The organism is Vibrio alginolyticus NBRC 15630 = ATCC 17749, from assembly GCF_000354175.2.
GTDB lineage: Bacteria > Pseudomonadota > Gammaproteobacteria > Enterobacterales > Vibrionaceae > Vibrio > Vibrio alginolyticus.
In genome coordinates this window covers 2466156-2480385 of sequence record NC_022349.1, presented here as the reverse complement: position 1 = coordinate 2480385, position 14230 = coordinate 2466156, and the positions used below count along the sequence as shown (strand labels likewise).

The 14230-nt window shown below is 45.2% G+C and carries 14 protein-coding genes; 3 read left to right on the top strand and 11 right to left on the bottom strand.

Going from position 1 to position 14230, the window contains the following annotated elements:
• Positions 1–485: 485 nt before the first annotated feature.
• Positions 486–1690, top strand: a protein-coding gene (locus N646_RS11410) for an IS3 family transposase (protein WP_102949714.1) whose coding sequence is annotated in 2 segments (ribosomal slippage) — positions 486–837 and positions 837–1690 — 1206 coding nt in all. Because the reading frame shifts where the segments join, the coding sequence is not laid out codon by codon here.
• A gap of 44 nt (positions 1691–1734) precedes the next feature.
• Here the strand turns inward: N646_RS11410 and tatC are convergent.
• The 7 genes from tatC to rmuC all read right to left on the bottom strand — a co-directional run bounded on the left by tatC (position 1735) and on the right by rmuC (position 7923).
• Positions 1735–2487, bottom strand: coding sequence for a twin-arginine translocase subunit TatC (tatC, locus tag N646_RS11405; RefSeq protein ID WP_005379234.1), 753 nt, complete (start codon positions 2485–2487; stop codon positions 1735–1737).
• Between the two features lie 68 nt (positions 2488–2555).
• The gene (gene tatB / locus N646_RS11400; protein ID WP_005382959.1) at positions 2556–2954 is read right to left on the bottom strand and encodes a Sec-independent protein translocase protein TatB; all 399 of its coding nucleotides are present in this window, start codon (positions 2952–2954) and stop codon (positions 2556–2558) included.
• Positions 2955–2957: 3 nt separating this feature from the next.
• A complete protein-coding gene (gene tatA, locus N646_RS11395) occupies positions 2958–3203 on the bottom strand; it encodes a Sec-independent protein translocase subunit TatA (RefSeq protein WP_005382958.1) in 246 nt (81 codons plus the stop codon).
• Positions 3204–3255: 52 nt separating this feature from the next.
• Positions 3256–4890, bottom strand: a complete 1635-nt coding sequence (gene ubiB / locus N646_RS11390; RefSeq protein WP_005379226.1) for a ubiquinone biosynthesis regulatory protein kinase UbiB — start codon at positions 4888–4890, stop codon at positions 3256–3258.
• On the bottom strand, positions 4887–5522 hold the full coding sequence (locus N646_RS11385) for a ubiquinone biosynthesis accessory factor UbiJ (RefSeq protein ID WP_005379213.1): 636 nt from the start codon (positions 5520–5522) through the stop codon (positions 4887–4889). The genes ubiB and N646_RS11385 overlap by 4 nt, the downstream gene beginning before the upstream one ends.
• A gap of 11 nt (positions 5523–5533) precedes the next feature.
• A complete protein-coding gene (gene ubiE / locus N646_RS11380; protein WP_017635022.1) occupies positions 5534–6313 on the bottom strand; it encodes a bifunctional demethylmenaquinone methyltransferase/2-methoxy-6-polyprenyl-1,4-benzoquinol methylase UbiE in 780 nt (259 codons plus the stop codon).
• A 77-nt stretch (positions 6314–6390) separates the two neighbouring features.
• A complete protein-coding gene (rmuC, locus tag N646_RS11375) occupies positions 6391–7923 on the bottom strand; it encodes a DNA recombination protein RmuC (protein WP_005379209.1) in 1533 nt (510 codons plus the stop codon).
• A 168-nt stretch (positions 7924–8091) separates the two neighbouring features.
• Between rmuC and N646_RS11370 the strand changes: the two genes are divergently transcribed.
• The gene (locus N646_RS11370; protein WP_017635023.1) at positions 8092–8997 is read left to right on the top strand and encodes a DMT family transporter; all 906 of its coding nucleotides are present in this window, start codon (positions 8092–8094) and stop codon (positions 8995–8997) included.
• Positions 8998–9191: 194 nt separating this feature from the next.
• Positions 9192–11639 carry an EAL domain-containing protein gene (locus N646_RS11365; RefSeq protein ID WP_017821103.1) on the top strand — a complete coding sequence of 816 codons (2448 nt, stop codon included), beginning with the start codon at positions 9192–9194 and terminating at the stop codon, positions 11637–11639.
• A gap of 18 nt (positions 11640–11657) precedes the next feature.
• Here N646_RS11365 and N646_RS11360 read toward each other — a convergent pair whose 3' ends face one another.
• The 4 genes from N646_RS11360 to N646_RS11345 are packed head-to-tail and all read right to left on the bottom strand — an operon-like array spanning position 11658 to position 13899.
• Complete coding sequence (locus N646_RS11360) at positions 11658–12728, bottom strand: AI-2E family transporter (RefSeq protein WP_005379202.1); 1071 nt, start codon at positions 12726–12728, stop codon at positions 11658–11660.
• Positions 12729–12773: 45 nt separating this feature from the next.
• Positions 12774–13100, bottom strand: coding sequence for a hypothetical protein (locus N646_RS11355; RefSeq protein WP_017821104.1), 327 nt, complete (start codon positions 13098–13100; stop codon positions 12774–12776).
• Complete coding sequence (locus N646_RS11350) at positions 13090–13602, bottom strand: phage holin family protein (RefSeq protein WP_005379198.1); 513 nt, start codon at positions 13600–13602, stop codon at positions 13090–13092. Before N646_RS11350 ends, N646_RS11355 begins: the two co-directional genes overlap by 11 nt.
• Before the next feature lie 48 nt (positions 13603–13650).
• Positions 13651–13899, bottom strand: a complete 249-nt coding sequence (locus N646_RS11345) for a hypothetical protein (RefSeq protein WP_005379196.1) — start codon at positions 13897–13899, stop codon at positions 13651–13653.
• Positions 13900–14230 lie beyond the last annotated feature (331 nt).

Sequence of the window (14230 nt, the reverse complement as noted above, 5' to 3'; positions counted from 1 at the left end):
GACGAAATCAACGTCGCTTTTTTATCACCTAAACTATTGAATGAACGATTCAACCCGTTGAAATAGTAGAACAATCCATACAAAATTATTGATAAACATAATAATTAACTAGCAACTCTACTTACTTCTCATATCGTCACTTTACTTCGTCCGCTTTGCAAAACTGTCGACAACTCGACACATTATTTTTCTATACTGATTTACGCCCATTAATTAGCACAAATGTAAAACAGCATGAATATGGAAGTTGAAGTGTGTACACATGGTGCTTACTTACAACGCGTACCGCGCAGTTTTTTTCAAAAGCTGCTGGGCATCAAGGAAGTATACGTATGCACAAAATGTGGTTACGTCATGAAAGTTAAGTAATTAGCCCAAGAAAAAACCAACCGCAAAAAAAAGCGGCTCAATTGAGCCGCTTTTCACATCTATGTGCCGTCCTAAATAAGGTTGACACTTTCCCCCCAAAAAAATTGGAGAGTGTTATGAAATCAACAACTAAAAGAACTCAGCGCGATTACTCCCTCGCTTTTAAACTCACTGTAGTTGATGAGGTTGAAAAAGGAAGCCTCACTTACAAACAAGCCCAAGAGAAGTATGGCATCCAAGGTTGCTCTACGGTTTTGGTTTGGCTTCGTAAGCATGGTCGACTAGATTGGTCTAAAGGGACACCTAACTTTATGTCCAAAGGAGACTCTATGGCCGAGTTCAATTTACCTCCTACACCAGAGCAACGTATTAAAGAGCTTGAGAAGCAGCTCGAAGATGCTCAACTCAAAGCCGACTTCTTTGAAGCTGTCGTGAACGTTATGGAACGTGACTATGGTGTTAGAGTGACAAAAAAGCACAAAGAAGCGTTGTCCAAGAGAAAACCATTGTAGGTTTGAGCGTTACGAAGTTTTGTCAGTTAGTACAAATCTCTCGCCAAGCTTATTATAAGCAATGCCAAACTCAATCTCGTTGTGAACATCATGAGCATGCTGTCATTGGCTTTGTCCGTGAAGTCAGGCTGAAGCAGCCACGCATTGGCACGCGTAAACTGAAGTTCTTAGCAGCAACAAAGGGCATTCAAATAGGTCGCGATAAGCTCTTTGAACTTCTCAGAAAGCATCGGCTGTTAGTGAGAGCAAGACGAGCCTATCACCGAACGACTGACAGCCGTCATCGATTTTTCTGTCACCCAAACAAAGTGAAAGATGGGCTGACACCAACGAAGCCAGAACAACTGTGGGTTGCTGATATTACTTACTTGCCAACTCAAAATGGAGAGAGTTATCTCAGCTTGGTTACAGACGCTTATTCAAGGAAGATTGTTGGTTTTTATGTGGATGACAACATGAAAACTCAATCAGTTAAGCGGGCATTTATCTCAGCTCTCAGGCAACGGCAGAGTGAAGAAAAGCTAATACACCACTCAGATAGAGGCTCACAATACTGTTCGAGGGAATATCAAGATATCCATAAGAAACATAGAGTGACTTGCTCAATGACTGACGGGTATGACTGTTATCAGAATGCTTTAGCTGAGCGTGTAAATGGGATACTCAAAATGGAGCTCTTGCTGAAGAAACCGAAAGATCTGAAAGAAGCAAGGACGATGGTAGCAGAGTCCGTAGATATCTATAATCAAATGAGGCCTCATACGGCTTTAAAATACAAAACGCCCGATGAAGTACATCGAGCGTTTTAGTTAAAAAGTGTCAACCCATATCAGGACGGGTCACTAGATTAGCCTTATTCTTCGGTTTCCGCTTCTACTTCTTCGCTTCGACGAGTATAAAAACGCGCGAAGAACAAACCGACTTCAAACAGTAAACACATCGGAATAGCGAGTAAGGTTTGCGAGATCATGTCTGGTGGCGTTAACACCATACCTACGACAAACGCAGCCACTATAATATAAGGACGTTTCTGTCTTAAATCTTCTGGTGTAGTGGCCCCAGTCCAACACAACAAAATAATCGCAACAGGCACCTCAAATGCGATACCAAACGCCATAAATAGCGCCAGCACAAAGTCGAGATAACTCGAGATATCAGTTGCAAACTCTACTCCACCAAGAGAGATGGCGGTAAAGAAGCCAAACACCAATGGAAATACCACGAAGTAGGCAAATGCCACTCCACAGTAGAACAATAGCGAACTAGAGAACAGCAGTGGCATGATCAATCGACGTTCATGCTTGTACAAACCTGGCGCTACAAAGGCCCAAACTTGATACAAAATAAACGGCACCGCAATAAATACCGAAGCAATTAACGTCAGCTTAAGTGGCGTAAAAAAAGGTGACGCTACATCCGTAGCAATCATGGTCGCGCCTTCAGGTAGACGTTCTACTAAAGGTGCGGAAACAAACTCGTAAATGTGGTTAGAGAAATAAATTAGTCCGACAAACACGACCAACACTGCGAGGATTGAGCGCAGTAGTCGGTTGCGAAGCTCCAACAAATGACTAATTAAAGGTTGTGTCTGCTCGACGGTAGACATGGCAAACCTCTTATTAAAAACCAGATCAAAAAGGAGCTACCAATCACTAGTAGCTCCTCCTAATGAGACTATTCGGCTTTCTTATCTGCCGCTGTAACCTTGCTCTCTTCCGCTTTCTCTACCTTTTCTGCTGCTGGCTCTGTTTTTACAGGCTCAGCCTCTGAATCGGTGTTCTTTGCGTAAGGACGATTTACAGATTGCGCTGCCTTCTTCAACTCTTCAACTGAAGATTTCAACTCAGGGGATAAATCATCCATCCCCATTTGTTCTGCTTTGCGCAAGTTTTCTTGCAGCTCTTGGACTTTCAGCTCGTGTGACAATTCGTCTTTGACGCTATTTGCCATACTCTTAGCGGCACCGATAAAGCGAGACACGCTGCGAATAGCATGAGGCAAACGCTCCGGCCCAAGAACGACCAGACCAACAACAGATATTAATACCAGTTCCCAAAAACCGATATCAAACACGTTTTACGCCTGCTCTTTGTCTTTTTTCGTTTCAGGAGCAGCTTCTTTTTTCTGCTGCTCTTCTAGACTTTTTGGTTCGAAGTCTGCGTCTTTGTCATTTTTCGCAGGTTCATCTTCGCTCATCGCTTTTTTGAAGCCCTTAACGGCACCACCCAGATCGCCACCGATACCGCGTAGTTTCTTTGTTCCGAATAGCAATACAACAATTACAGCAATGATTAGAAGTTGCCAAACACTGATACCACCCATTCTCTTTACCTCGGGTCTTTAAACAAACAAAAATATTTCAAGAGTTTAACGTCTATTGACGATAAGCTCGCCAACTAAGCAGCCAAAATGTGACACCTGCGATACCGCAGGCCAACGAAAGCTGCTCAAAAGCATCGTTCACCAATATTGCCGAGCATACGACTAAAGTCGCGCCAACGCCAAACAAAAACTTTCCTGTCGCCTGCTGGCGCTTGCTCTGACGATACCCTTGGTAAAGCTGATCCATACGTTGGTTCATCGCTTTACCTTGTTTCAGGCTATCGTAAAGTAGCTCTGGCAGTTCAGGTAATTTCTCTGCCCAAAATGGTGCGCGGTCTTTAATCGCATTCACTAGAGCTTGCGGCCCAACTTGATTCATCATCCATTCTTCCAGGAATGGTTTTGCGGTCTCCCACAAATCAAGTTGAGGATATAGCTGCCTACCAAGCCCTTCCACGTACAACAGCGTTTTTTGCAACAGTACAAGTTGTGGCTGAACCTCCATATTGAATCGACGTGCCGTGTTGAACAAATTCAACAACACATGACCAAAGGAGATTTCGCACAATGGCTTAGCAAAAATAGGCTCACACACAATGCGAATCGCGAACTCAAACTCATCGACATTGGTATCCGCAGGCACCCACCCTGAATCCACATGTAACTCCGCCACTCGGCGGTAGTCACGATTGAAAAACGCCAGGAAGTTTTCCGCCAGATAACGCTTGTCTTCGCTATTAAGTGTACCAACGATTCCGCAATCTAGCCCTATCCACATTGGGTTCTCTGGATGTTCGGGTTTGACGAACACATTACCCGGATGCATATCGGCATGGAAAAAGCTGTCTCGGAACACCTGAGTGAAGAACACACTCACACCGCGTTCCGCGAGCAATTTCATATTGGTGCCATTTGCTTTCAAGCCTTCAATATCAGAGACTTGAATGCCATATATTCGCTCAGAAACCATGACAGTTTCATTACTGAAGTCGGGAAAAACTTCAGGAACATATAATTCTTCGCTGCCTTCAAAGTTGCGGCGCAACTGAATGGCATTCGCCGCCTCACGTCGCAAGTCGAGTTCATCAAGCAGGGTTTTCTCGTACTCACGCACGACTTCAACTGGTTTTAAACGACGTGCTTCAGGCATCGCTCCGGCGACTATACGCGCCATTCGGTGCATCAGTTTTAGATCTGAATCAATGACTGGGCGAATATCTGGGCGGATAACCTTTAATACCACTTCTTGGTTAGTGTCTTTTATGCGCGCAGTATGTACCTGAGCAATCGACGCAGACGCCAGTGGTTTGATATCAAACTCGGTAAACCATTTTTCTAACGGACCACCTAATGCTTGCTCCATCTGCTTTTTTGCCAACTCGCCATCAAAAGGCGCGACTTGGTCTTGAAGTAAAGCTAGGGGATCAGCGATATGCGGAGGAAATAAGTCACGGCGCGTCGACATCATCTGACCGAACTTAATCCAAACCGGCCCCAGCTCTTGCAGTGCTAAACGCAGACGTTCACCGAGTGGTTTTTCTGGGTGCTTGTTCTTAATCCAAAACAAGCTTTTGCGCAGTAAAAGCGGCGCTTTGGTCAGTTGGTGATCGGGAAGCAGCTCATCTAAGCCGTATTCCAGTTGTACTTTGGCGATGTGGTATAAGCGCTTTAGTTCTGCTGGCGTCATGGTTTCTCCAATGCAGGCTTATCTGCATCCAGCTTATTCAGCAAAGCCGTTAAACGAGCTTCAATACGAGAAGCCTGGCTGCGAACCTCATCAACTTGGTCGCAGAAATAGGCCACTTCTAACGGAGCGGGAGCCAGTTTCCATTCTTCAGTCACTACTTGCGCAAGATGACGCTGGTGTTTTTCTGCTTGAGACGCAAGAAAGTTGCCGATGTTTTTTGAACCTTGCACAAAGGTATGTGCGGCGACATCGCCAGTCACGCGAGACAACCACTCTTCAACATCTGGTTTGCAATCCACCATCAACTGAGAGAATTTCTGCGCCAATTGAATATCGCCTTCGAGTTCAAGTTTATCTTGTTTAATAAGACGAGTGATGTTGGCCTGATCGCGCAGCTCTGGTAACACACTCAAGTTGAGCGATAGATAGCAGTTAGGCTGCCCTTCGTAATGACCAAGCACATCAATTTGCTGACTAAAAACGAATGTCAGTGTTTTATTGATCTCTTTCAGGTGAACTTGAATAACTTGACCTTTTAGACGCGCTAAACGACGGCCCAATGCAGGGTCGTCTTTGATCAGTGTATTCAGTGACGTTTCAATCACAGCGGTGATAAGTGGTTCAAATGGCATGCCGTTAACCCTTAGAATTTATAACCGCGATGCAAAGCCACAATACCACCAGTTAAGTTGTAGTATTTGGTGTTTTCAAAACCTGCTTCTTGCATCATGCCTTCCAGCGTTTCTTGGTCTGGATGCATACGGATTGACTCCGCTAGGTAGCGGTAACTCTCTGAGTCATTCGCAACTAGCTCACCGATTCTCGGCAACAAGTGGAATGAATATGCGTCGTATACTTTCGATAACGGCTCTAGCACTGGTTTTGAAAATTCCAACACCAATAGACGGCCGCCTGGCTTCAGTACGCGGAACATTGAACGAAGCGCTTTGTCTTTGTCAGTCACATTACGCAAACAAAAACTGATGGTGATGACATCAAAATAATCATCTGGGAACGGCAGTTCTTCTGCGTTGGCTTGAACGTAATGCACGTTACCCACAATACCGTTATCACGCAGTTTATCGCGACCAACGTTAAGCATTGAGTTATTGATATCGGCAAGGATGACATGGCCTTCATCGCCAACAATGCGCGAGAATTTCGCCGTCAAATCCCCCGTACCACCACCTAGGTCAAGAATACGTTGGCCAGGGCGAGCGCCACTACAATCGATAGTGAAGCGCTTCCAAAGGCGGTGAATACCACCTGACATCAGGTCATTCATGATGTCGTATTTTGTTGCCACGGAGTGGAATACTTCGGCAACCTTAGTCACTTTTTCGTCTTTTGCCACTGTAGAGAAACCAAAGTGAGTGGTTTCATTCTCTAACGCTGTATTGGATTGCAAACTTGTGTCCGTCATTCTAATTCCTCTTAGGCAGCGCTTTCCTCTACGGGGCGTTTGTTGACAAATAAAATCGCCCACTGCACTGCGGGCGATTAGTTTACTTTATCCTCAGCCGGATGTCTTTCTACTAACGGGTCATTTTCTGAAAATGCATCACTCTGCGCTAACTGCGCGAGGTCGGAAGAAATCGGTCGTTTAATTTCAACTCCCAAGTGTTTAAAGCTTTCGGCTTGGCGAATCACATTTCCGCGCCCTGTGGCAAGCTTGTTCATCGCACCTTGATAGCTTTGATTCGCCTTATCCAGCGCACCACCGAGCCCCTCCATGTCGTCTACAAACAATCGTAATTTGTCGTAGAGTTTTGTCGCACGCTGCGCAATCATTTTGGCGTTTTCATTTTGGCGTTCATTGCGCCATAGATTATCAATGGTGCGCAATGCCACCAGCAACGTTGTTGGGCTCACCAAAATGATGTTTTGCTCCATCGCGTCTTTGATCAAACTTGGATCGGCTTGAATCGCGACTTGGAACGCCGGCTCAACCGGGATAAACATCAGAACATAGTCCAAACTCTGAATACCTTTGAGTTTGTGGTAGTCCTTCATGCTTAACCCTTTGATATGTGCACGTAGAGCGGCTAAATGCGCATTCAAAGCCTGATCGCGCTCAGCATCAGTTTCGGCGTTGAAGTAGCGCTCATAGGCAACCAGCGCCATTTTAGAATCCACAACCACTTGTTTGTTTTGTGGGAGATGAACAATGACATCAGGTTGGTAACGCTTGCCTGCTTCATTTTGTAAGTTCACCTGAGTCTGATATTCGTGCCCTTCACGCAAGCCAGATTCGGCAAGTACCCTAGCGAGCACCACTTCGCCCCAGTTACCTTGTTGTTTGTTGTCCCCTTTCAACGCTTGGGTCAAATTAACTGCTTCGCGCGTCATTTGCTCGTTCAAACGTTGCAGGTTTTTCAGCTCATGCACTAAGGTATGGCGCTCTTTAGCTTCTTGGCTAAAGCTGTCATTAACGTGCTTTTTGAACCCTTCTAACTGTTCTCTAAGCGGTGACAACAAGCCTTCTAAACTCTGACGGTTTTGCAAATCGACCTTCGCGGTTTTTTCTTCAAACAGTTGATTTGCCAAGTGCTCAAATTGTTGTTTCAAGCGTGCTTCCGCTTGTTCTAAAATTTGCAGTTTTTCTGCATTGGCTTGGTTAATTTGCTCATGGCGAGCTTGCTGTTCACGCAGTTGCGTTTCTAGACGTGATTTGTGTTCACGCATTTGACCAAGCTCATCGAAGTATTGCTGGCGCTCTTGCTTTACGGCCTCGAAGTAACGCAGTTTTTCCATAGCTGCCATCAGCTTTCCGTGCGTTTGACGCACTTCAAACGCGGCTTTATCGCGCTCATCATCTAATTCATCCAACTCTTGCTGGGCATCGGCAAGGCTTTGCTTGACCTGTTCAAGTTGCTGTTGATGAAGCTGTTTTTCTGAAACAAGTTGTTGCTCGAGAAGCTGAGTTTGGGTGATAAAACGCTGTTTCACCCACCAACCGGCAGCGACACCACTAAGCGTGGCAGCACAAAGAGAAGAGAGAATGAGAGATTGGTACTCAAGAATCCATTGCATAATAGCGAGTTAGCCTGTGTTTTGTATCTATAACAATGGTATTTAGACACTGGATAAATGTCCAGTTTGTTGGATGAAAAATCCTCGCATACACTAGGCCTTCCTATAATATTCTTTCTTCCGCTCAAATTATCCAAACCGAGCGGCACATCATCACGCAGAGGCATCATGAACGAGCGTCGCGCCCTAGGATTTGGGCTCTCAGCAGTATTACTTTGGTCTACCGTTGCAACCGCATTTAAACTCACGTTGGCAGAATTTACGCCGATTCAAATGCTATGCATTGCCAGCATCGTCTCTGCGATTGCGCTAACAGTAATCTGTGGTGTGCAAGGTAAACTGGGCCAGTTAAGCGCTACATTTTTCTCAAACCCTTGGTATTACCTACTGCTTGGGTTGATTAACCCTTTGGCGTATTACGTTATTCTGTTCAAAGCATATGACTTGCTGCCCGCATCTCAGGCTCAAGCGATCAACTACAGCTGGGCCATCACCTTAACGCTAATGGCCGCTGTTTTCTTAGGACAAAAGATCCGTGGTAAGGACTGGCTGGCTTGCGGTTTTAGTTATGTCGGCGTGATAGTGATTGCCACACAAGGCAATCTTTTAGGCATGGAATTTGAGAGCCCGTTGGGTGTTGGTCTTGCGCTGCTATCAACGCTGCTGTGGGCCGGTTACTGGATTTTAAATACCAAAAATAAGGCCGACCCTGTGGTTGGCGTTCTGCTCGGCTTTTTGGTCGCTATTCCATTCGCCATTGGTTTAAGTCTTTATGAAGGTGCGAACTGGCAGATGATCTCAGCTAAAGGCTGGGCAGCGGTGACGTATGTCGGACTGTTTGAAATGGGGATCACTTTCGTTTTGTGGCTGAGCGCACTCAAATCAACGCAAAACACCGCGCGTATCAGTAATCTGATCTTTGCTTCTCCATTTATCTCACTCATGTTGTTAGCTACTATCATCGGCGAAGAAATTCATCCTTCAACCTTGATTGGCCTGGTGTTGATCATCAGTGGCTTAGTCATTCAGCAAGTCTCATGGGGCAAGAAAACCAAAGCGGTAAACGCTTCTTAATCACCTATCAAAAGCCCTAAAAAACGATGCAATAAGTTGGATAAAAAAGAGATATAGATAACATTTTAATGATAGAAAGCACTTTACGCTGCTAGGATTTAGCTACGCGTTGGATACGATACTCACAAAGCCCAATAGCTTACGCTAGATTCTAATATAATTACCTTTGGGCGATTTAGGACTCGTTATTAATTATGTTTCGCTTCGCTATTCCTTCGCCTTTGATGGCAGACTGGCAACACGTTCTGCGACAATGCTGTGATGTAACTCAAGCTCAGGGACAGCTTTATACTCTGAGCGATACTCAGCAGTGGCTATCGACTGAGGTGTCCACCTCAACCCAAAATCATCGTGCTATCGTCGATGTGATAACGCAAGTTGTCGATCACTTTACGCCGACAGATTTTACAGTTAGCCATACCCCTTTTGAAGAGCAAACCTTGAGCATAGGACCGATTTGGCTACCTAATGGCGAATTGCTTGCCGTACTGACATTGACTCACCCTAATGATCAATCGACGGTTGTTTCGGCATGGCTAAGCGCAATCGCGGGGCGGATCAGCTTTGATATCAACTTGCACTGTCAGCAAGAACAAACGCGACATCAAAGCGCGGAAATAAAGCCAACACCAACACTACAAGAGTTTATCGACTGCCTTGAAGACCACGTATGGATAAAAGGCATGGATGGCCTTTATTCGATGACCAACCGAAGCGTAGAAAACGCGTGGCAAAAAACCAACAGTGAAATCATTGGAAAAGACGATTTTGCCCTGTTTAGCCATGAACGTGCGGAAAAATTCATTGATGCCGATAAATTGGTGGTAGCCACTGGCACGCAAAATATTGTTGAAGAATGCCGTCAAATTGATGAAAACAATAACCCCACTTGGCTAGAAACCATTAAGTCTCCTGTCCGTGATCATGCGGGAAACTTAATCGGCATTCTGGGGATGACACGTAACATCACCCGCCGAAAAATGGTAGAAACGCAGCTCTCCTTAGCGTCCCAAATTTTCAACAATTCGCAAGAAGGCATGGTCATTACAGACCGCAATGCCAACATCATTGATGTAAACACGGCTTTTACCCAAATTACAGGTTACCGCTCTGAAGAGGTGATAGGAAAAAACCCACGAATTCTGCGCTCAGGCCATCATGATCAAGGCTTCTATCAACAGTTGTGGCATCAACTCGAAAACAAAGGCCAATGGAAAGGCGAATTCATCAACAGAAAGAAAGATGGCAGCATTTATCCGCAATTAGCGACCATTAGCGCCGTAATGGACGATAAAAACCACCTTATTAACTACATTTGTGTGTTTGAAGATATCTCTGTGCGTAAGGCACACGAAGAAAAGCTGCAGCGCATGGCTTTTTACGATCCATTAACCAATCTACCTAATCGCACCCATTTACTCAGCTTACTCGAACAACACATCGAAACCGGACACAAAAACCAGCAGACGTTTGCCACCCTATTCTTAGATATCGACCATTTCAAACACATCAACGATAGCATGGGCCACTTCTGTGGTGACCAATTGCTGTCTAAGTTAGCGATTCGTCTGCAAGATGTGCTTCACCTCAATGCGCATGTGGCTCGCATTGGCGGCGATGAATTTGTGATTATTTTGCCAGACATCTATAGTGATGTTGCCTTACTGGAAACCGTCGGCGATATTCTAAGCGTATTCCAGCAACCATTCGACTTAGCAAATCACGACTCACTTCGTGTCTCGACCAGTATTGGTATTGCCTTGTACCCAAGAGACGGTCAAGACAGTGAAACCTTACTGAAAAACGCAGACACCGCGATGTACTTAGCGAAGAAAAATGGACGCAACGGCTACGCGTTTTACTCACCGGATTTGACCGATAAATCCGTATCCCATGTACGCATTCAATCCGCTTTGCATCAAGCAATAGAAAAACAACAACTCCGGTTAGAATTCCAACCGCAATACAATTTGGAACAAAATACGATTGTCGGCGTGGAAGCTTTATTGCGCTGGCAGCATCCAGAGTTTGGCCTTGTACCACCAGCAGACTTTATTCCAATTGCAGAAAAAACAGGGCTGATTCAAAGCATTGGTGAGTGGGTGTTACAACACGCTTGTTTGCAAGGTAATGCTTGGCTGGACCAGGGCATCGAGTTTGGCAAAATCGCCGTCAATGTTTCTGCGTTGCAGCTTCAGCAGTCAAATTTCATTCAGCGATTAAGTACTATCCTCGATAACACCGGATACCCTGCCCAACGGTTAGATTTGGAGATCACAGAGAGCTTTTTACTGATCGACCCTCAACAAGCCATTGCATCGTTAAATCAATTACGAGAGCTGGGTATTGAGATTTCTCTGGATGACTTTGGAACTGGCTATTCGTCTTTGTCTTACTTGAAAGGTTTGCCAATCAACAAACTGAAAATTGACCGCTCATTTGTCAGTGATGTCCCAAGTAATAGCGACAGCAACGCGATTGTGAATGCCATTATTGCCATGGGAAAAACGCTGTCGTTGAAAGTCGTCGCGGAAGGGATAGAAACTCGGGAACAAGCCGATTATTTATTCGAAAAAGGCTGTATTTATGGTCAGGGATATTTATTTAGTCAGCCAGTGAGCGCTGAAAAACTGTTTCGTTGAACCAGCTTGCTCCTCAAGTCACTCTCGCGGTGCCACGTCCGCGGAGGTGATTTGTTTTGCTTGATTTTGGGTTGATTGGCATAGCTCTAGGCGATCAACCAAAATATTGATACAAACCAGTAACGGCACGCCGATCAATAGTCCCATTCCGCCCCAAAGCCAGCCCCAAAAAACAAGCCAAACAAAAATCACTAACGGGTTTAAGTTAAACCTTTTCCCCAATAGTGTTGGTGTAACAAACTGACTTTCAATCAAATTGAGCAGTAAATAGATAGACACCACCGTCAGCATAAAACTGACCGACTCCAACTGAAGATAAGCAACAAAGCCAAAGCTCACCATGGATATGACAGGGCCGAGGTACGGCGCAAAATTCATCACGCCTGCAAATGCGCCCCATAGAAATGGATCTTCAAGGCCTAGAACAAAAAACACGGCCCCGACACTCAACCCCAGCCCAGCATTCACTAAAGTGATGGTGCCAATGTATCGAGATAGGTCTTTCTGTAGCGCTTTGACCAACTCAATCGCTTGGCGCTGTTTGGCGAACCCATGTAAGTAAGACACTGACTTTCGAAATAAGCTTCGTCCATGATTGAGCATAAAGTAAACCATAAACAGCACGATCATCGCTTGTGTCAAAATCGTCGGCGTCGTGGTCGCGAGCGTTTTTACCAAAGAAAATACGGTGTTGTTCCCGACCTCATCCATACTCATATCGTTGGCGATATTCAATGGAGTATTAAGGTGATCAGCCGAAGCTTTAGTAACTTCGCTTACTTCTTGCGACACATTTTTCACGATACTGGGCAGCTCAGACCACCATTGCTTGGCGGGCTCCGACATGGCGGCAAGACCAATAATTGAGGCGCCAACGAGGAATGACAGCGTCAACACGACGGTAATAGCACGTGGTAAACCTTTGTCTTCAAGATAATTAATGAAAGGGCTGCACAGCAGAGAAATAAAGGTGCTAAGCACAATAGGTAACAATATTGGCTTGGCAAAATACAGCCCTGGGACGAGTAACAGGACGAGAAGCGTTGCACCAATCGCAGTGTTGGCAGGAATGTTCAATTTCGCTGTCATAATAAGCTCAGAATCGGTAAGAAAATTTTGCGGTGAAATCCGCTATTAGAGTGGTTCGCCCTCTGTCGTCGCAGCGTTGCTTACTTGTGTTGCTGCATTTCCATTTTGCTCCGCATCTGACTCATCCAGAGAAGCTGCCGCGACCAGCTTTGTGAGCGAATCGGTAATATCAGACACGCTGCTAACCAATAGCCCCATTGACGAAATAGAAGAAGTCAGTCGAGACAATCGACCTGCTTTTGCTGCGGTAACGGCAACGACAGCACTAATGCCTAATGTCGTCCAAGGGTTTTCTCTCACAAACTTCTTGGTGGTAAACGTGAACATTTCCATCGACAAACAGCATTGCTCTAGAGACGCTTTACCTTCCATCCGCTTGATCCGCATGGCTCGATTGAGCTTTTGTAGCGAGCGCATCCCACCCCTCCTGTAATTGTTCTGTCGTATTTTTGAATCCAAGAAATCCAACTAAACGCTTCTGCCACCAGGCTAAAGCAAATAATGCCAAGCCTAATGATGTGATAAATACACCCACGGCAACATACACGTTGGCAGTTAACTGATAAGCCACCACCCCAGAGGCAAGGCACAAACTGAATACGAACAATACCGACAATAGAGTAAAAACAACGGTACACAGCAAAATCTGACGTACTGCGGACACGTTAACTTTCATCTCCAAGAGGAACAAATCCAACGTTGAACCTGACCATGCTTTTAGCGATTTCGTCAGTTGGTCCAATTGCGCAAGAATGCTGCTCAAACCATTAATGGTTTGTTGGATATCCTGTTCTTCTGCCCCATCAGGGGCTCGGCCGCTGTCTGAAGCCGCCGAGCCTGATTGCTGATTGGTAACTTGCCCTGAGTTATTCATGTGAAGCCTCGCCTTTCTGTTGTGTGGCTTAATCCTTGGTGACCACTATTATTTGATCAGCTTCGAAACCGCCCAACCAGCAAGGAAGGCACAGCCTATGCTCAGCAATGGGCGCTCCTTGATTACATTTTCTGCCGACTTAGTCGCCTGCTGAACTTGCTGTGCACCGACATCCAGCTTCTCTTTGGCTTGATCTTTCATCGCGCCAACGGCTTCCGTCGTGGCTTGTTCCGCTAAGTGATATGCTTCTTCTAACTGCTCTTGAGGTTTTACTGTGCTTTCTTTTGTAGTAGCCATAACTAGCCTCCATTAATGAGTTGAATAGTGAATCAAGTGAAACAATGTTTGACCTCACTTACTCCCTACAAAGCCATATCCATGCCAGAATTTTAAGTTGTTGTTTTTTATTGATTTTATTTTTATTTCGATAAAAAGCCGTATCTGTACGTGTAATTCTTTCCAGGCTTTCCCCGCCATTCTTGTAATTTTTTCTTAGCGCCTTACCGACTGTTAGCAATTTATTGCAAAACAAGACATTAAGTCACTGATTAATAAGACTTAAAACTCATTGGCATACAACCTGCAATTGAAGATGAACATCGTGTTTGTATTCCATACGCTCAAACAC

Coding starts and splice junctions, on each gene's coding strand:
- tatC (WP_005379234.1), bottom strand. CDS start 2,487: ATGTCTACCGTCGAGCAGACACAACCTTTAATTAGTCATTTGTTGGAG.
- tatA (WP_005382958.1), bottom strand. CDS start 3,203: ATGGGTGGTATCAGTGTTTGGCAACTTCTAATCATTGCTGTAATTGTT.
- ubiB (WP_005379226.1), bottom strand. CDS start 4,890: ATGACGCCAGCAGAACTAAAGCGCTTATACCACATCGCCAAAGTACAA.
- N646_RS11385 (WP_005379213.1), bottom strand. CDS start 5,522: ATGCCATTTGAACCACTTATCACCGCTGTGATTGAAACGTCACTGAAT.
- ubiE (WP_017635022.1), bottom strand. CDS start 6,313: ATGACGGACACAAGTTTGCAATCCAATACAGCGTTAGAGAATGAAACC.
- rmuC (WP_005379209.1), bottom strand. CDS start 7,923: ATGCAATGGATTCTTGAGTACCAATCTCTCATTCTCTCTTCTCTTTGT.
- N646_RS11370 (WP_017635023.1), top strand. CDS start 8,092: ATGAACGAGCGTCGCGCCCTAGGATTTGGGCTCTCAGCAGTATTACTT.
- N646_RS11365 (WP_017821103.1), top strand. CDS start 9,192: ATGTTTCGCTTCGCTATTCCTTCGCCTTTGATGGCAGACTGGCAACAC.
- N646_RS11360 (WP_005379202.1), bottom strand. CDS start 12,728: ATGACAGCGAAATTGAACATTCCTGCCAACACTGCGATTGGTGCAACG.
- N646_RS11355 (WP_017821104.1), bottom strand. CDS start 13,100: ATGGAAGGTAAAGCGTCTCTAGAGCAATGCTGTTTGTCGATGGAAATG.
- N646_RS11350 (WP_005379198.1), bottom strand. CDS start 13,602: ATGAATAACTCAGGGCAAGTTACCAATCAGCAATCAGGCTCGGCGGCT.
- N646_RS11345 (WP_005379196.1), bottom strand. CDS start 13,899: ATGGCTACTACAAAAGAAAGCACAGTAAAACCTCAAGAGCAGTTAGAA.